Annotated in this window: 10 protein-coding genes; 5 read left to right on the top strand and 5 right to left on the bottom strand. The window is 69.2% G+C overall.

Annotated features, from left to right (window positions below):
* Nucleotides 1-4: 4 nt before the first annotated feature.
* From BJ998_RS45245 to BJ998_RS45230, 4 genes are all read right to left on the bottom strand, one after another.
* Nucleotides 5-1984: an alpha-L-fucosidase gene (locus tag BJ998_RS45245; protein ID WP_184870384.1), complete on the bottom strand. Its 1980-nt coding sequence runs from the start codon at nt 1982-1984 to the stop codon at nt 5-7.
* Between the two features lie 13 nt (nt 1985-1997).
* The gene (locus BJ998_RS45240) at nt 1998-3452 is read right to left on the bottom strand and encodes an arabinofuranosidase catalytic domain-containing protein (protein WP_184870383.1); all 1455 of its coding nucleotides are present in this window, start codon (nt 3450-3452) and stop codon (nt 1998-2000) included.
* A 67-nt stretch (nt 3453-3519) separates the two neighbouring features.
* Complete coding sequence (locus tag BJ998_RS45235; RefSeq protein ID WP_184870382.1) at nt 3520-5913, bottom strand: ricin-type beta-trefoil lectin domain protein; 2394 nt, start codon at nt 5911-5913, stop codon at nt 3520-3522.
* A 36-nt stretch (nt 5914-5949) separates the two neighbouring features.
* Nucleotides 5950-7782 (bottom strand): RICIN domain-containing protein, encoded by a 1833-nt coding sequence (locus BJ998_RS45230; protein WP_184870381.1) that lies wholly within the window; start codon nt 7780-7782, stop codon nt 5950-5952.
* Between the two features lie 475 nt (nt 7783-8257).
* On the opposite strand from BJ998_RS45230, the gene BJ998_RS45225 reads away from it, so the two are divergent.
* Nucleotides 8258-9730, top strand: a complete 1473-nt coding sequence (locus tag BJ998_RS45225; protein WP_184870380.1) for an endo-1,4-beta-xylanase — start codon at nt 8258-8260, stop codon at nt 9728-9730.
* Nucleotides 9727-12144 (top strand): ricin-type beta-trefoil lectin domain protein, encoded by a 2418-nt coding sequence (locus BJ998_RS45220; RefSeq protein ID WP_184870379.1) that lies wholly within the window; start codon nt 9727-9729, stop codon nt 12142-12144. The genes BJ998_RS45225 and BJ998_RS45220 overlap by 4 nt, the downstream gene beginning before the upstream one ends.
* 100 nt (nt 12145-12244) lie before the next feature.
* On the opposite strand, the gene BJ998_RS45215 is transcribed toward BJ998_RS45220, so the two are convergent.
* Complete coding sequence (locus BJ998_RS45215; RefSeq protein WP_184870378.1) at nt 12245-13198, bottom strand: GlxA family transcriptional regulator; 954 nt, start codon at nt 13196-13198, stop codon at nt 12245-12247.
* 107 nt (nt 13199-13305) lie between these two features.
* Between BJ998_RS45215 and BJ998_RS45210 the strand changes: the two genes are divergently transcribed.
* The 3 genes from BJ998_RS45210 (at nt 13306) to BJ998_RS45200 (ending at nt 17320) form a co-directional block, all read left to right on the top strand.
* Entirely contained in the window at nt 13306-14247 is a 942-nt protein-coding gene (locus tag BJ998_RS45210) for an NAD-dependent epimerase/dehydratase family protein (protein ID WP_184870377.1), read from the top strand.
* Nucleotides 14248-14410: 163 nt separating this feature from the next.
* Nucleotides 14411-16522 carry a cellulose binding domain-containing protein gene (locus BJ998_RS45205; protein WP_184870376.1) on the top strand — a complete coding sequence of 704 codons (2112 nt, stop codon included), beginning with the start codon at nt 14411-14413 and terminating at the stop codon, nt 16520-16522.
* Between the two features lie 30 nt (nt 16523-16552).
* The gene (locus tag BJ998_RS45200) at nt 16553-17320 is read left to right on the top strand and encodes an IclR family transcriptional regulator (protein ID WP_312890696.1); all 768 of its coding nucleotides are present in this window, start codon (nt 16553-16555) and stop codon (nt 17318-17320) included.
* Nucleotides 17321-17334 lie beyond the last annotated feature (14 nt).

The raw sequence follows: 17334 nt of genomic DNA, 5'->3' as shown, positions 1-17334 counted from the left end.
GTGGTCACACGGCCGCGATGGTCCACTGGTTGTTGGTGCTGTTGTTCGGAGCCCACAGGACCGCGGAGTCGCCGACGGTGCGGTCGCCCGCGCCGTCCAGGGCCGTGCCGGTGCCGCGGTTGATGATCTGGTAGAGGCCGTTGCCCATGCTGTTCAGCCGCCACTGCTGGTTGTTGCCGCCGTTCCAAGCGTTCTGCACGGCGGTGGCGCCGTTGGCGGTGTTGCCGCCGCTGTCGATGACCAGACCGTTGGTGCGGTTGACGATGCGGTAGTAGCCGCCGCCGGCGTCAACCAGCTGCCACTGGAGGTTGTTGCTGCCGTCCCAGTTCCACTGCTTGACCCGGGAGCCGGCGGCGACGCTGCCGCCGCCGTCCAGCACCAGGCCGGTGGTGCCGTTGGCGATGCGCGCCCAGCCGGTGGGCAGCGGGCCCGAGCCGGGCGTGGGGATCTGGCCGGCGAAGGTCAGCTTGACCACGTACGCCAGCGCGTCGAACGGCGGGTTGGTCGACGGCATGGTGATGTGCAGCCCGGACCCGTCCTGGGTGCGGGTGGGCAGGTCGACGTACGTCCCGGCGGTGGGGCCCAGCAGCTGCACGGACTGCAGCGAGGCCAGGCTGACCTGGTTGGAGCCCAACGTGGTGATGGTCAGGGTGCTGCCCTGCCAGCCCATGACCGTGGCGTACAGCACCGTGTTGTCCTTGCTGCGGGTGAACCGGATGTCCCGGTTCGTGCCCTCCTTCGGGCCGCTGCCGCCCATCTGGGTCGGGCCCTCGCCGTAGACGGTCCAGGCGCGGGTGGCGTAGATCGACTCGCCGAAGCGCTTGAGGTGGTCCCCGATGCCGAGCAGGATCGTGCGCTGCTGGTCGGGGATGGTTCCGTCGGCCATCGGGGCGATGTTCAGCTGCAGGTTGCCGTTCTTGCAGACCCGGTCGACCAGCGAGTGCAGCAGCGACTTCGTCGAGTAGTAGCTGAGCCCGACGGTGTAGCACCAACTGGTGGGGGAGATGCTGTCGTCGGTCTGCCAGTACGGGAACTGGAGGCTGGTCGGGCCGCCGCGCTCGAAGTCGTAGACCTCGCCCTTGTTGTCGAGGCCGTCCTTGTAGGTGGCGACCACGTCCTTGTTCCAGGCCACGGCCTGGTTGTAGTAGTGGGCGAGGAAGTTGAGCCGCCTCGACTCGTCGACCAGGCCCAGGTCGAAGTCCTGGTAGATCAGGTCGGGCTGGTAACCGTCGATGACCTCCAGGAGCTTGTTGTACCACAACAGGTTCTCGGCGGCCGATCCGTTCTGGCCGAACAGCCGGCGCAGCGAGTCCGTGGACTGGTAGGGGACGTACTGGTAGTAGCCGTTGAAGTGGTACGCGTGGTGCAGGGCCGCGACCAGCTTGAGGCCCTTGCCGCGGATGGCGTTGGCGTGCAGCTGCAACAGGTCGAGCTTGGGGCCGGTCTTGACCGAGTTCCATTCGTTGGAGGTGCTGTTCCACATCGAGTAGCCGTCGTGGTGTTCGGCGACCGGGCCGGCGAACTTCGCGCCGGCGTCGGCGAACAGCTGCGCCCACGCGTCGGGGTCGAAGTTGCCCCCGGCGGACTTCAGCTTCGGCGCGAACTGAACCCAGTTGCCGGCCTTGTCCCGGGCGCCGTTGATGAAGTTCTGGTACGGCCACACCGACGGGTCGCCGTAGACGGCCTTGTGGTGGTTGTTCTCGGCGGAGCCGTTGTTGTACATGTTGCGCGGGTACCACTCGTTGCCGAACGCCGGGACGCTGAAGACGCCCCAGTGGTAGTAGATGCCGAACTTGGCGTCCTGGTACCACTCCGGCGCGGGTGGGTGCTGGTCGACCGAGGCCCAGGTGGGGCTGTAGCTGCTCGGGCCGGCGGTGGCCCAGACGATGCCGGGGCGCACCAGCCCGCTGGCGGCCGCGATGCCGGTGAACCCGGCGACCGTCAGCAGCCTGCGGCGGGTGAACTGGCGGGGCGAGGAGGACATGGCGAACCTTTCGTCAGCCGAGCGTCCATTGCTGGTTGCTGCCGTGGTTGCAGGTCCAGAGCTGGACCTTGGCGCCGTTGGCGGTGGAGGCGCCGTTGACGTCGAGGCACAGTCCGGATTGGACGCCGGTGATGGTGCCGTCGTCGTTGAAGTGCCACTGCTGGCCCGTTCCGCTGCCACACGTCGAGATCACGACGGCTGTGCCGGACGTGGTCTGGTCGTTGGACGCGGCCATGCACCTCGTGTCGCTGCCGCTGTAGACGGTCAGCTGTCCGGACGCGGTGCGGGTCCAGGTCTGGTTGGTCCCGCCGTTGCAGTCCCAGATCTGCAGCTGGGTGCCCGGCGTGGTGCTGCGCCCGTTGACGTCGAGGCACTTGCCGGCGCCGACCGCGTGCACCGGGCCCGTGGAGCCGGTGCTGCCACCCCCGCTGCCGAAACCGGCGGCGACGATGTTGGCCTGCACCGCGTTCTCGGTCGCGTCGGACGGGTAGCCCGACACCATCGCGCCTTCGTAGAAGGTGCCCGCACTGAGGTTCGCGCCGCCACCGGGCTTGCAGCAGTCCCCGCCGCTGCCCAGCACGATGGCCCCCTGCTTCTTCATGGGGCTGTAGCCGGGCGGCAGTGAGCCGTCCCAGAGCGTCGTCAGGCTGCCGGCCTGCGCGTTGCTGCCCTTGAGGGCGAAGCGGGACGTCCCGTTGTTCTTCAGCATCGCCGTGACGTACTTGTTGGTGAAGGCCCGCTGGTTGGGGTTCCACTGCTGGCTGCCGCCCGGGTAGAGCCCCCATTCCAGGTCGGCCTGGACCCAGGGGCCGGTTCCGCTGCATCCGCCGAACCAGCACGAGGTGCTGAAGTTGATGGCGTCCATCGCGCCCGCCGCGTCGGCTTTCCTGGTGGTTTCGCTGTTGCCGTAGTCGAAACAGCACCCGCCGTTGACATGCGTGCCGCTGGTGACCATGTACATGCCCTCGGGCGCGGTTCCGGTGGGAATGCCGGTGAGGTGCCCGTCACGCCAGTAACTGTTGCCGGGATTGATGTAGAGCGAGTACGCCTTGCTGCCGCCGACCGTCAGCGACTCCGTCGTGGCGCTGGCCGGTCGGCTCTGGCTCGACCCGGGAACCGCGCTCGAACCCTGGTACCACATGTCGTTGCCGTGCCCGGACTGGTCGTAGAGCACGGTGATGACGCAGGAGGTGCCGGCGCAGAAGGCATCCTGGGCGGCGGCGTCGGCAGTGCCGCCCGGTGACAGCACGCCGATGTCCTTCGTCGTGTTGTCCGACGAGCGCCGGACCTGGTAGAGGCTGCCGGAGTACGAGCCGTAGAGCGCGCGCACCGTGCTGTGGGCGGCGACGCACGGCGTGCCGCCGGCGGCGTAGATGTCACAGGGGCCGGTGGCGGCCGCCGATGCCGGCGCCGACCACGTCACCGCGGCCAGTAGCACCGCGAGCACCATCGCGATTCGAGACCACATTGTCCGCTCCTGTCCGCGCCGGCGGCGGCCTCAGCCGCCGCCGGCGCCGGTCACGTTTCGATCGACGTCAGCCGAGGGTCCACTTCTGGCTGGACTGGCCGGAGCAGGTCGACAGCTGCACCAGGGTTCCGTTGCCGGTGCCCGAGTTCGTCAGGTCGAGGCAGAGGCCGGACTGGACTCCCTTGACGGTGCCGTCGGAGTTGACGGTCCACTGCTGGTTGGTCTGGCCGTTGCAGTTCCAGATGATCACCTTGGTGCCGGGGGTGGTGCCCTGCCCGTTGGCGTCGACGCAGCGCATGCTGTCACCGCTGTAGACGGACAACTCCCCGGCGGCCGTGTGGGTCCAGGTCTGGTTGGCTCCGCCGTTGCAGTCCCAGATCTGGAGCTGGGTGCCGGCCGTGGTGCTGTTGTTGTTGACGTCGAGGCAGCGGTTCGCGGCGCTGTTGCGCAGTGCGCCCGTGGTCGATCCGCCACCGCCACCGCTGCCGCCGACCCCGGCGGCGGAGATCACCTGTTGTGCGCCCGACGGCCAGTTGGTGCCGCTCACCTGGACGTTTCCACTGAGGACGTTGTTGTGCGGCGCCCCGGTGGCGACGTTGGTCGCGCCGCCGTTGTACCAGTTGGTGGAGAACGTGTTGTCGTTGGTGTTGTTGCTGCCGTTGGCGTTGGTGAACGCCCACACCCCGGAGTCCTGGACCACGTTGTTCGACAGGTTCACGTACCGCGAGCCCTCGTCCAGGTAGAGGCCGACGGTGTGCTGGTTGTCGTAGACGTAGTTGTGGTCGAAGGAGCTGCCCGGGTTGGCGGAGAGGTTGTAGAGGCTGCCGCCGTCGTGGAAGATCCGCTTGGTGCCGTGCACGCGGTTGTAGCTGACGATCGTGTCCCGCAGCGTCGTCGCGGTGGTGTAGACCGGCTGGTAGTTGTACAGGCCGCGGTTGCGGTAGTCCTGGCTGCCGCCGGCGTCGTTGGCGCCCCAGCCCCAGCCGATGTCGATGCCGTCGTAGGCGAGGTTGGACACCTCGTTGTGGGTGATGACGGCGTGCGTGACGTAGGTGGACAGGATGCCGGCCATGTCCTTGTAGTCCTTGGCCACCCCGGTGACGAGGTTGTTCGTGATGGTGATGTCCTTGTTCACCATCGCCGGGTTGGACGGGTGGTGCGCGTCGGGCCGCACGCCGCCGACGACGATGCCCGCGCCGGAGTCCTCGGTGAACGTGTTGTGGTCGACGGTGATCGACGAGGCGCCGAGGCCGACCCCGGACGCGTGCGCGTCGGCGTCGTTGCCGATGCCCAGCGCGACCTCACCGAGGTTGGTGAAGGTGTCGTTGGCGAAGGTGATCCGGCTGGCCGCCGAGACCTGCACGGCGGCGGGCGCCTGCGCCCAGTCGTTGCGTGCGCCCTCGAACAGCTGGCAGCCCGACTGGCAGGAGCTCAGGAAGTCGGACGGCTGCTGCTCGGCTCGGGGAAAGAACGTGCCGCTCTGCTGGTCCGCGTAGCCGACCGAGGTGCTGGGGGTGAGCCACGTCGTGTGTTCGAAGTGGATGCCCTTGAACGCGATGTCGTGCGCCGGGGCGGTGTAGCTGCCGCCGACGTCGACCAGCGAGGTCAGGCGGGGGAGCTCGATGTCGCTCTGCGCCGGGTTCCTGCCCGCGGGGGCCTTGTAGAACAGCTGCCCGGCCTGCGGGTCCAGGAACCACTGCCCGGCGCTGGTGAGGAACGAGTACGAGTTCTCCAGGAACATCTGCCCGCCGCCGAACGGCTTGGCCAGCGTGTCGTATCCCCAGTTGTTGTTGTTCCACGCGGGCTGCTGCATGGTGATCGTGTTGCCGCTGATGTGGTCGACCGGCGCGAACCGGTCGGTGAACGAGTTCTGGCTCTCCACCTCGATCCGGTTCTGCTCGGGCAGCGTGGCCAGGTAGTTGAGCGCGGAGTTCACGATCGTCATGCCGGTCGTGGTGATCTGCACGTCGTTGCGGGACAACGAGATGGCCGCGCGCGGGGCCAGCGAGCCGTCCACGAAGAGCTGTCGGGAGTCGATGCCCTTGGGCACGCTGGCGACGTAGATGTTGGCCGCCGCGTCGCGCACCGTCCAGCCCGTGACCTGCTGCCCACCGGACAGGATCGGGGTCTGGCCGTCCGCCGCCTGCCAGGTGACCTGGTGGCCGGAGCCGGGGGAGTCCGCGCCGGTGAACGTCAACGGAGCGGTGAGCCGGTAGGTGCCGCCGGCGAGCTGCACGGTCACGTCGTTGCTCGCCGACTGGGCACGGGCCAGCTGCTGCGCCTTGGCCGGGGTGGCGACGGGTTGGTCGGGGGTGCCGGGGTTGCTGTCGTTTCCGGTGGGGGAGACGGCGATGGTGACGGTGGCGGCGGCGTGCGCGGGAGCCGCGGCCAACGCGGCCCCGGCGAAGGCGGTGCTCGCCGCGGCCAGCGCGGCGAGCACCGATCTGGTGCGGGTGGACATGGCTTCGTTGCCTTCCGGTGCAGGGGAACGGGCGGGTCAGCGGAGCATGAAGTCCTGGTTGGTGCCGGGCGCGTCCTTGCACGGCCACTGGTCCAGCTGCTGGCCGAGGTTGCTGCCGGCCCCGTACACGTCCAGGCACAGGCCACTGTTCTGGTTGCGGAACTCGTACGAGCCGTCGGACTGCTGCACCGGTTGCCACAGGTTGGCGGCCGTGGTGCCCGGCGAACCCTGGACGATGTCGGGGGTGCCTTGGGCGGTGGAGCCGTTGGCGACCGTCACGTCCTGGCCGGAGCCCTGGGCCCGCAGCTCGCCGTAGCCACCGGAGGCGGGCACGAACTGGAACTGCTGGTTGGCCTGGCCGTTGCAGGTCCACTGGTCGATCACCGCGCCGGCGCTGGAGCTGGCGCCGTACACGTCCAGGCAGAGGTTGTTGCTGGCGATCACGAGCTGGTGGTTGCCGCTGGGGAACCCGCCGCCGCCGGTCGAGGCCGGTGTGAGGTAGACGGCGAACGCGTCGTGGGAGGCCTGGAAGGTGATCGGCAAGGTGATCGATCCCCCCGTGGCGTTGACGTTCTGGTTGTACACCACCTGCGGCGCGGACAGCGGGGCCTGGTCGGGGATGCGGTGGACGGTGACGTTCACGCTGCCGTTGTTCGCGAGCCAGGGGACCGATGCCAGGCCGGTGAAGGTGACCGACGAGGTGCCGGTGGTCCCGTTGGCGTCGCCGATGATCGCGACCGCGCGTGTGGCGGTGGCGTCCTCCGAGGCCGAGATCGCGGTCGAGCCGACCTGGCCCGAGGTGGCCACGAGGGTTCCGGTCAGGTCGGCGTAGTCGCGCAGTGCCCACCAGTTGCCGGTGGGCTGCCAGGTCCCGCCGCTTTGGGTCAGGACCCCGGTGAGGTTGGGGGTGATGCAGCAGACCCAGTTGCCGCGCATGGCGTTGGTGTAGCCGGACTGGGCGAAGCGGGCCAGGTACCAGGCGGTCACGCCGGCGGTCTGCCGGTCGGCGGGCTGGTACTCGTTGGCCGACAGCGGGACCGGGCCGAGGCCGGCGGTGGTCAGGGCGTTGTTCAGCGACTGGGAGACGGTGACCGGGTCGTCGACGTCGCCCTCGTCGTGGTTGGTGATCATGTCCGGGACGGTGCCGGCCGCCTTCACGTGGGTCAGCCAGGTCTGCCACTGCGACGACCTGGCCTGGGGGGTGAAGGCGAAGGACGGGCCGACGATCTGCGCGCCGGGGGCGAGGCGGCGGATCTCGCGGAAGGCGGTGTCCCACATCTGGAAGTACTGGGCGCTGTTCACGCCGCGGGTCCAGAACACGGAGATGTCGGGTTCGTTGTCGATGTCGTAGGCGAACTTCAGGCCTGAGGCTTGTAGCGCGCCGACGGTGGCGTCGATGAAGCTGACCCAGTTGGAGCAGTTGCCGTTGTCGCAGGGGTAGGTGGTGTTGGCGGGTTGGCCGCCGTTGAGGCCGTAGATGTCGGTGAGCAGCGCCTGGTACTGGGCGTGGTAGGGCGGTTGGGTCAGTCGTTTGGCCTGGGAGATCATCGAGTCGAGGTCGGCCTGGGTGGCCGGGCCGAAGCGGTAGCCGTCCTTGATCCAGCCGCCGGAGAACCAGCCGCCGCCGCGGAAGGCGTTGATGCCCAGGGGTTTGAGGTACTGGTCGACGGGTTGGGTGCCGTCGGAGCTGATGCCGTAGAGGAAGCCTTCGCCTACCCCGGTTGAGGGTCCGCGGGGTGAGGCGAGGTCCACGGTCAGTGAGGCGGCCGGGGTGGCGTGGCTGGATCCGGGGGCGAGCAGGGGGACGGCCAAGGCCAGGGCTGCGCCGAGGGCCAGCAGCAGCCGACCGGGTCCGGTTCTCGTTCTCATCGGCTCCTCCTGGGGTACCGCGCCACGATGCCGTGACGACGCGATGTGTAGAACTCATGGCGCGAAGTTGACGGTGCGGCGGGCACGCGCGGACGCGACGTCGGGCTGCCGGACCCTGGTCGATTCCTGTGCTGACGACCGACAAACGGGCTGTCGAACCGATTCCCTTGACGCGGCGGATGTTACGGAGCGGGGCGAGGGCGGTCAACGACATGTTTCGTACTCATGCGTGGCCCTGCGCAGATCGCCCCGACGACGTGTGTAAGTTTCAGCGGGCCGGACATGTCCGCAGCTGTGGGAACACCGAGCGGCCACCGATGCGCCTTGACACCCCTGGCGGCCGGGAGTTACCTACGGCGCAGTTGCTTCCCTGGGGATCGGGTGCCGGCCCGGCCGCGGCGTGGCGTGGCTCCCTGCCGATGCGATGCCGTCGCTTCTTCGCTCCTTCACGTCGAGACGATCCCGGAGGTCTCGTATGTTTCCCTGCATTCGCTCCGCCCGACCACGACGTCCCCGATCCGGCGTCCTCGGCGCCGTGACGGCCCTCGTCGCCGCGTCGGTCCTCACCCTGGTCACGGCGCCGTTCGCGCACGCCGCCTCGCCGCTGCGGTCGCTGGCCGAGGCCAAGGGCAAGTACATCGGCACCGAGTTGACCGGCAACATGGTCTACAACTCGACGGTCACGTCGTTGGCCGCGGGTCAGTTCGACATGGTGACTCCGGGCAACGAGATGAAGTGGGACACGACCGAGCCGTCCAACGGTAGTTACAACTTCGGTCCGGGTGACACGATCGTCTCCTTTGCGCAGTCGCACAACATGCGGGTGCGTGGGCACAATCTGGTGTGGCACAGTCAGTTGCCGGGGTGGGTCAACGGTGTGCCGCGTAACCAGGTGCAGGGCGTGATGGAGTCGCACATCACGGCCGAGGTGAGTCATTACAAGGGCAAGATCTATGCCTGGGATGTGATCAACGAGCCGTTCAACGAGGACGGCAGTTTGCGGCAGGACGCGTTCTACAACGCGATGGGCTCTGGTTATCTGGCTGACGCGATCCGCACGGCGCATGCTGCGGATCCGAGCGCGGTGTTGTACATCAATGATTACAACATCGAGGGTGAGAACGCGAAGAGCAACGCGTTGTACAGTCTGGCGCAGTCGATGCTGGCTCAGGGTGTTCCGTTGGGTGGTATCGGCTTGGAGGGGCATTTCATCGTCGGGCAGGTGCCGTCGTCGATGTTGGCCAACATGCAGCGGTTCGCGGCGTTGGGTCTGGATGTGGCGGTGACCGAGTTGGATGACCGTGTGCAGTTGCCGGCCAGCAGTGGCAGTTTGCAGCAGCAGGCCACCGACTACGCCACGGTGATCAATGACTGTTTGGCGGTGACGCGGTGTCCGGGGGTGTCGCAGTGGGGTGTCGGTGACGCGGACTCGTGGATTCCGGGTACGTTCCCGGGTCAGGGCGCGGCGACCATGTATGACAGCAACTATCAGCCCAAGCCGGCTTACAATTCCACCGCCACGGCCCTCGGCGGCTCGGGTGGTGGTGGCGGCGGAACCGGCACCGGCCCGCTGCACGCGGTCGGTGCGGGCAAGTGCCTGGACGTGCCGAACTCGTCCACCACGGCCGGCACGCAGCTGGACATCCGCTCCTGCTCCGGCGGCGCCAACCAGACCTTCACCCGGACCGCCTCGGGCCAGCTGACCGTCTACAACGGCGCGGACTGCCTGGACGCCAACGGCAAGGGCACCACCGCCGGCACCAAGGTGATCATCTGGTCCTGCAACGGGCAGGCCAACCAGCAGTGGAACATCAACGCCGACGGCACCGTCACCGGCGTCCAGTCCGGACTGTGCCTGGACGTGACCGGCGCCAGCACCGCCGACGGCGCGCTGGTGCAGCTGTGGACGTGCAACGGCAACAGCAACCAGCACTGGACCTTCGGATGACCACGTTCGGGAAGGACACTGTGGACAGTCGTAGCAGACTTCTGCGTCGCGTGCTCGTCGCACTCGGCGTTGTCGCCCTGGTCGTTGGCGGCGTGGTGGGCCTGACCGCCGCGCCGGCCCAGGCCGCGACGTCGATCACGGTCAACGGCGCCTCCGGCGGGCGGACGTTCGACGGCGTGGGGGCGATCAGCGGCGGGGGCGGCAACTCCCGACTGTTGATCGACTACCCGGAGCCGGAGCGCGGCCAGATCCTGGACTACCTGTTCAAGCCGGGCTACGGCGCCGCGGTGCAGATGCTCAAGATCGAGATCGGTGGCGACACCAACTCCACCTCCGGCGCGGAGCCGAGCATCGAACACACGCGCGGCGCGGTGAACTGCGATGTCGGCTACGAGTTCTGGCTGGCCCAGCAGGCCAAGGCCCGCAACCCCAACATCAAGCTGTACGGGCTGGCCTGGGGTGCGCCCGGCTGGATCGGCAACGGCAACTTCTGGTCCACCGACATGGTCAACTACCTGGTGTCGTGGCTGGGCTGCGCCAAGCAGCACAACCTGCCCATCGACTACCTCGGCGGCTGGAACGAGCGCGGCTACAACGTCGGCTGGTACGAGAACCTGCGGTCCACGCTGAACTCCAGCGGCTACTCCGGCGTGAAGATCGTCGGCGCCGACTCGGACTGGACGATCGCCAACGACATCAACTCCAACCCGGCCTTCGCGTCGGCGATCAGCGTCATCGGCACGCACTACCCGTGCGGCTACCGCTCCTCCCAGGCCAACTGCGGCGTGCCGGCGGCGGCCACCTCGTCCGGGAAGACGTTGTGGGCCAGTGAGAACGGCTCGGACGACTACAACACCGGCTCGCAGGCGATGGCCCGCGGCATCAACCGCGGGTACATCGACGGCAAGATGACCGCGTACCTCAACTGGCCGATCGTCGCCGCGATCACGCCGAACCTGCCCTATCCCACCATGGGCCTGGTGCTGGCCTCGCAGCCCTGGTCCGGGCACTACTCGGTGGGCAAGAACGCCTGGGTGCAGGCGCAGACGACCCAGTTCACCGCGCCGGGCTGGCACTACCTGGACGCTTCCAGCGGCTACCTCGGCGGCAACCGGAACAACGGCAGCTACGTCACGCTGAAGTCCACGAACAACAGCGACTACAGCACGGTCATCGAAACTGTCGACGCCGGCAGCGCGCAGACGCTGAACTTCAACGTGACCGGCGGCCTGTCCACCGGTGCGGTGCACGTGTGGTCCACCAACCTGAACTCCAACAACCAGGCCGACTACTTCGTGCACGAGGCCGACATCACCCCGTCCGGCGGCAGCTACAGCCTGACCGTGCAGCCCGGGCGGGTGTACACCGTCACCACCACGACCGGGCAGGGCAAGGGCACCGCGGCCGGTCCCGCATCGGGCGGCCTGAGCCTGCCGTACACCGACAACTTCGACAACTACGCCACCGGCGCCGAGGCGAAGTACCTGATGGACTGGCAGGGCGCCTTCGAGGTGGCCGGCTGCGGCGGCGGGCGCGCGGGTCAGTGCGTGCGGCAGATGAGCGCGCAGGCCCCGATCACCTGGGACACGCTGTCGGATCCGCATGCCATGCTCGGCGAGGTGAGCTGGAGCAACTACACCGTCTCCTCCGACGTGCTGCTCGAGAAGTCCGGGTACGCCGAGCTGATGGGTCGCGCCAACACGCAGTCGTACGGTGGAGCCGGCGGGCTCAACGCCTACCACCTGCGCGTCAGCGAGACCGGGGCCTGGTCCATCCTGAGCTCCAACACCAACGCCAACGTCTCCACCCTGGCCCACGGCACCGTCGCGGCGCTGGGCACCAACCGCTGGCACAGCCTGGCCCTCACCTTCGCCGGTAGCGCCATCACCGCCAGCATCGACGGTGTCACGGTCGGGTCGGCCAACGACCGGACCTGGGGTGCGGGGCAGGCCGGCTACGCGACCAGTCAGGGTGAGACGGCGCAGTTCGACAACCTGTCCATCACCCCGGGCAGCGGGGGCGGCGGCGGTGGCGCGACCGGCACGATCGTCGGGACCGGCTCCGGGCGCTGCGTCGACGTGCCCAACGCCAGCCAGACCCCCGGCACGCAGGTGGAGTTGTGGGACTGCAACGGCGGCGCCAACCAGCAGTGGACCGCGACCGCCGCAAGCGAGCTCCAGGTCTACGGCAGCGACTGCCTGGACGCCGCCGGCCAGAGCGCCGGCGCCAAGGTCGACATCGCGACCTGCACCGGCGGCGCCAACCAGAAGTGGTCCACCAACGCCGACGGAACGATCACCAACCCCCAGTCGGGGCTCTGCCTGGACGCCACCGGGGCGGGAACCGGCAACGGCACGCTGATCGAGCTGTGGACGTGCAACGGCGGGAGCAACCAGCAATGGATCCGGAACTAGCGGCCAAGTAGGCGACGCACGACGCCTGCGTGTGGGACCCGTATGCGGGACCGCACGCAGGCGTCGTGCGTGTCAGTGACATCCGCCGGCACAGCTTCGTTCACCGGGCGATCTGCCCGCGACTGAACGAGGTGCGGTAGGCGGTCGGAGTGACGCCCACCCGGCGGACCATGTGCTGCCGAAGCGAGTCGGCGGTCCCCATGCCGCTGTGCCAGGCGACCTTGTCCATGGGGAGCGTCGTGGTTTCGAGCAGTTGACGGGCCCGGTCCAGGCGGCGGTGCAACAGCCACTGCAGCGGGCTGAGGCCGGTCTCCGCGTGGAAGCGGCGGGTGAGTGTGCGCACGCTGACGCCGGCGTGCGCGGCCAGGTCGTTCAGGCTGATCGGCCGGTCGAGTCGGCGCAGCGCCCATTCCCGGGTGACGGCGAGCGAGGTGTCCGTGGCCGAGGGGAGCGGCGTCTGGACGACCTGGGCCTGGCCGCCGGGGCGCGGCGGTGCGGCCACGGCCAGCCGGGCGCACGCGCCGGCCACGGCGGCGCCGTAGTCGGCGCGGACGAGGTGCAGGCACAACTCGACGCAGGCACCGGCCCCGGCGCAGGTCAGCACGGGGCCGTCGGCGACGTACAGCACGTCGGGGACCACCGTGACGGCCGGGTGCCGGCGGGCCAGTTCGTCGGTCAGGCCCCAGTGCGTGGTCGCGCGGCGGCCGTCCAGGACCCCGGCCTGAGCCAGCACGAAGGCGCCCGTGCAGATCCCCGCGACGCGGGCGCCGGAAGCCTCGGCCTCGCGCACGACCGTCAGTACGCCCGGGTCGACGTCCGCGCGGCCTCCGCCGCCGATCACGATCACGCTGTCGGCGTTCCCGGCGGCGGCCAGATCGTGCTCGACGACCACGTCGGGTCCGCCGAGCGCCTCGACCCGCCCCGGCCGGGCCGCGCACGTGATCACTTCATAGCCGGCGCGGCCGTCGGGGCGGGCCGCGTCCAGCACCATCTGGGCGATCGCGAGGTCGAACGAGTACACCGGAGGCACGACGACAAACGCGACCCGATGCATGGCCAGAACCTCCGGATGATTGGCCGCCGCGCCGCTGCTGTCGCGCCGACGTCGAGGGCACAGTTGGGCTTGCTCGCGTTCCTGACAACCTTTCGTGAAGGAGAATCATGCCTGTCCATGTGATCCTCGGGCGTGGCGCCACCGCCCAGGCCACCGCTCGTCTGCTGGCCGAGGCCGGTGACCAGGTGCGCGTGGTCAGCCGCAGCGGCGGCGGGCCCGCGCACCCGCTGGTCGAACGGATCGCGCTCGACGCCAACGACGCCGACCGGCTGACCGAACTCACCACGGGCGCCGCCACCCTGGTCAACTGCGCCATGCCCGCCTACCACACGTGGCCGCAGACCGTGCCGCCGTTGTTCAGGGCGGTCCTGTCGGTCGCCGAGCGCACCGGAGCCGGCTACGTGATGCTGGGCAACCTCTACGGCTACGGGCCGGTCGACGGGCCGGTCACCGAGGACCACCCGCTGGCCGCGACCGGTCCGAAGGGCGAGGTGCGCGCCCGCATGTGGCGCGAGGCCAAGGCCGCCCACGACGCGGGCCGGGTGCGGGTCACCGAGGTCCGGGCCGGGCAGTTCATCGGTCCCGGCGCTTTCTCCACCTTCACCGCGATGGTGCAGCCCCGGGTGCTCGCCGGGCGGCTCGCCGTCGTGCCGGCCGCCCTGGACGCCCCGCACTCCTACACCTCCGTCGACGACGCGGCCCGAGCCCTGGTGGCTGTGGCACGCGACCAGCGAAGCCTCGGACAGGCTTGGCACGCCCCCGTCATCGTCCGGTCCGTTCGCCAACTGGCGACCCGGCTCGCCGAACTGGCCGGCGCCCCGGCCCCACGCCTGGCCGAGATGACCGACCGGGAGTTGACCCTGCTCGGCGCCACCGCCCCGGTCTGGGACGAGCTGTGGGAGACGCACTACATGTCCCACCGCCCGTTCGTCGTGGACTCCACGCGGATCGAGACGACGTTCGGGCTGACGGCGACACCGCTCGACGACGTTCTCGACGCGGTCCTGCGTCAGGCCGGTGAACCGGCGCCGGCACTCACCTCCGCCTGACAGGCATATCGCGGCGTGTAAGTTCCACAAAACCTCCTGTGCCAGGCGTTTCCGGACTGACGTGCGCCTTCGACGCGATTCGACGGTTCGGGCCGGTCGGTGCGCTGGACAGCTCCCCGCGGTGCTTGTAGTCCCAGGCGAGCGACCGAAAGGGGAGTGCCGAATGCTCAGGAGCGCAACGAGAACACGATGGGTCCGCGGCGTTGCCTGGATGGCGGCGGTGCTGCTCGGCGCCGCCGGCCTCACGGGCTACTCCGCCGCCGCGACGACGGCGAGCACGGCGGTCTCCGTCAACGCGACGGGCGGGCTCGGGCAGATCCCGTCCAACGCGATCGGCCTCAACACCGCCGTCTACGACGGCCACATGAACGACCCGGCGATCCCCGGCCTGGTCAAGGCCGCCGGCATCACCGCGCTGCGCTATCCCGGCGGCTCCTACGCCGACATCTACAACTGGCAGACCAACGTGGCCCAGGGCGGATACGACGCGCCCAACACCAGCTTCGCCGACTTCATGAAGACGGCGCAGGCCACCGGGGCGAACCCGATCATCACGGTCAACTACGGCACCGGCACCGAGGACCTGGCGCAGGCGTGGGTGCGCAACGCCGACGTCACCAACAACTACGGGATCACGTACTGGGAGGTGGGCAACGAGATCTACGGGAACGGGACCTACGGCGCCAACTGGGAGGCCGACAGCCACTGCACCGACGCGTCGGGGAAGCCGGTGACCGTCGGCAGCGCGCCGTCCCAGACCTACAACTGCGGGCCGGCCACGTACGCGGCGAACGTGCTGAAGTACATCACCGCGATGAAGGCGGCCAGCCCGAACATCCACGTGTGCGCGGTGCTGACCACGCCCGGGTACTGGCCGGACGGCGTGACCAACCCGACCACCAGTCCGCAGCCCTGGAACCAGACGGTGTTGTCCACCCTGGGCGCCAAGACCGACTGCGTGATCGTGCACTACTACCCCGGTGGGTCCACCGCGGCCGCGATGCTGTCCACTCCCGACGGCATCGCCGGCATCACGTCCACCCTGCGCTCCCAGATCAGCCGGTACGCCGGCGTGGACCCGGCCGGGGTGAAGATCGTCGTCACCGAGACCAACTCCACGATCGACCTCGACACCCAGCCGGCCGCCCTGTTCGGCGCGGACATGTACATGACGTGGCTGGAGCACGGCGTCACCAACGTGGACTGGTGGAACGAGCACAACGGCGTCGGCACGCCGAGCATGGTCAACGGCGCGCAGGACTACGGCGACCAGGGCATCTTCTCCAACGGCACCAACGGAAGCGGCGTGACCGAGCCCGCGGTGAACACCCCGTTCTCGCCGTACTACGCGATCCAGATGCTGTCCAAGCTCGGCTCCCCGGGCGACCAGATGGTCACCTCCTCGTCGGGTAACGCGCTGGTGCGCACCCACGCGGTGCGCCGTGCCAACGGCAGCCTGGACGTCCTGATCGACAACGAGGACCCGAGCACCACCTACACGGTCAGCCTGAGCTACAACAACTTCACCCCCTCGGGGTCGCCGACCGTGTTCACGCTGGCCAACAACGGCACCTCGATCACTAGCACCACCCAGTCGTCGGCCAGCTCGGTCACCGTGGCGCCGTACACGCTGACGGTCGTGCAGGTGCCGGGCAGCGGCGGCACCGGCACCACAGCGCCCGGCGCTCCCGGCCAACCGACGGTGTCGAACCTGACCTCCAGCAGCGCCACCCTGAGTTGGCCGGCGGCAACCGCCGGCAGCTACCCGATCGCGCGGTACGACGTGTACTCGGGTACTTCGGTGGCCGCGACGACCACTGGCACCTCGGTCGGCTTGACCGGCCTGACGATCGGCACGAGCTACACCTACAACGTCGTCGCCGTCGACAACCACGGCAACGCGTCGCTGCCGTCACCGCCGGTGACCTTCACCGTGCCACCGCCGGCGAACAGCACCTGCGCCGTGCACTACGAGGTCACCAGCAGCTGGAACGGCGGGTTCGGCGCCAGCATCACCGTCACCAACCGGGCAACCACGGCGGTGAACGGGTGGAACCTCACCTTCGCCTGGCCGGACGCGGGTGAGGCGGTGCAGGCCGGCTGGAACGGAACCTGGAGCCAGACCGGCCAACAGGTGTCCGTGACCAACGCCGACTGGAACCGCACCATCGCCGCCGGCGGCTCGGTGTCGCTCGGGTTCAACGGGACGAACACCGGAGCGGCCCCGGCGCCGACCGTGTTCTCCCTCAACGGCACCGTGTGCTCCTCGGTGTAGTCGACCGGCCGGTTCCAGCACAATGACGGGGTGAGCGCGTCGAGGAGAGGTGGCCCCATCGGCCCCACCGGGCCGGTGGTCGGCCGTGCGCTGCAGCTCCTCGACGCGTTCAGCCCGGACCACCGCGAGCTGTCGCTGAGCGAGCTCGCCCGGCGGGCGAGCATGCCGTTGTCGACCGCGCACCGGCTGGTGCACGAGCTCTGCGCGTGGGGCGCCGTGGAGCGCGGCGGCGACGGGTTGTACCGGATCGGGTTGCGGTTGTGGGAGATCGGCTCACTCGCGCCGCGTGGCGCGGGCCTGCGCGAGGTCGCGCTGCCGTTCCTCGAGGACCTCTCCCGGAGCACCGGGGAGAACGCGCAGCTCGCCGTCAGGGAAGGCATGGAGCTCGTCTTCGTGGAGCGGATCGCCGGATCGAGGGCGGTGCCGGTGCTCACCCGCGTCGGCGGCCGGTTCGCGCTCACCGCCACCGGCGTCGGCCTGGTCCTGCTCGCGCACGCCGCCGTCGAGGTGCAGGAAGAGGTGCTGAGCGGCCCGTTCGAGCGCTACACGAGCAAGACCGTCACCGATCCGGTGCAGCTGCGCCGGATGCTCGCCGCCGTCCGGTCGAACGGGTTCTCGGTCAGCGACCGCCAGGTCACGATGGATGCCCTGTCGGTCGGTGCGCCGATCCGCGACGGGCGCGGCGAGGTAGTCGCCGCGGTGTCTCTGGTCGTACGCCACGGCAGTGCCACGCCGCGCCCGCTGGCGTGGCTCGTGCGCACCAGCGCCCAGGCCATCTCCCGCGCCCTGGCCGGCTGAAGGCTTCCATTTTC

It is taken from the genome of Kutzneria kofuensis, assembly GCF_014203355.1.
In the GTDB taxonomy this organism is placed as follows: Bacteria; Actinomycetota; Actinomycetes; order Mycobacteriales; family Pseudonocardiaceae; genus Kutzneria; species Kutzneria kofuensis.
The sequence above is the reverse complement of the archived record's forward strand: the minus strand, read 5'-3'. Positions and strand labels throughout refer to the sequence as shown.

What these genes read in the sequence shown, in the direction of transcription:
- BJ998_RS45245 (WP_184870384.1), bottom strand. Translation starts at nt 1,984, where the DNA reads ATGTCCTCCTCGCCCCGCCAGTTCACCCGCCGCAGGCTGCTGACGGTC.
- BJ998_RS45240 (WP_184870383.1), bottom strand. Translation starts at nt 3,452, where the DNA reads ATGTGGTCTCGAATCGCGATGGTGCTCGCGGTGCTACTGGCCGCGGTG.
- BJ998_RS45235 (WP_184870382.1), bottom strand. Translation starts at nt 5,913, where the DNA reads ATGTCCACCCGCACCAGATCGGTGCTCGCCGCGCTGGCCGCGGCGAGC.
- BJ998_RS45230 (WP_184870381.1), bottom strand. Translation starts at nt 7,782, where the DNA reads ATGAGAACGAGAACCGGACCCGGTCGGCTGCTGCTGGCCCTCGGCGCA.
- BJ998_RS45225 (WP_184870380.1), top strand. Translation starts at nt 8,258, where the DNA reads ATGTTTCCCTGCATTCGCTCCGCCCGACCACGACGTCCCCGATCCGGC.
- BJ998_RS45220 (WP_184870379.1), top strand. Translation starts at nt 9,727, where the DNA reads ATGACCACGTTCGGGAAGGACACTGTGGACAGTCGTAGCAGACTTCTG.
- BJ998_RS45215 (WP_184870378.1), bottom strand. Translation starts at nt 13,198, where the DNA reads ATGCATCGGGTCGCGTTTGTCGTCGTGCCTCCGGTGTACTCGTTCGAC.
- BJ998_RS45210 (WP_184870377.1), top strand. Translation starts at nt 13,306, where the DNA reads ATGCCTGTCCATGTGATCCTCGGGCGTGGCGCCACCGCCCAGGCCACC.
- BJ998_RS45205 (WP_184870376.1), top strand. Translation starts at nt 14,411, where the DNA reads ATGCTCAGGAGCGCAACGAGAACACGATGGGTCCGCGGCGTTGCCTGG.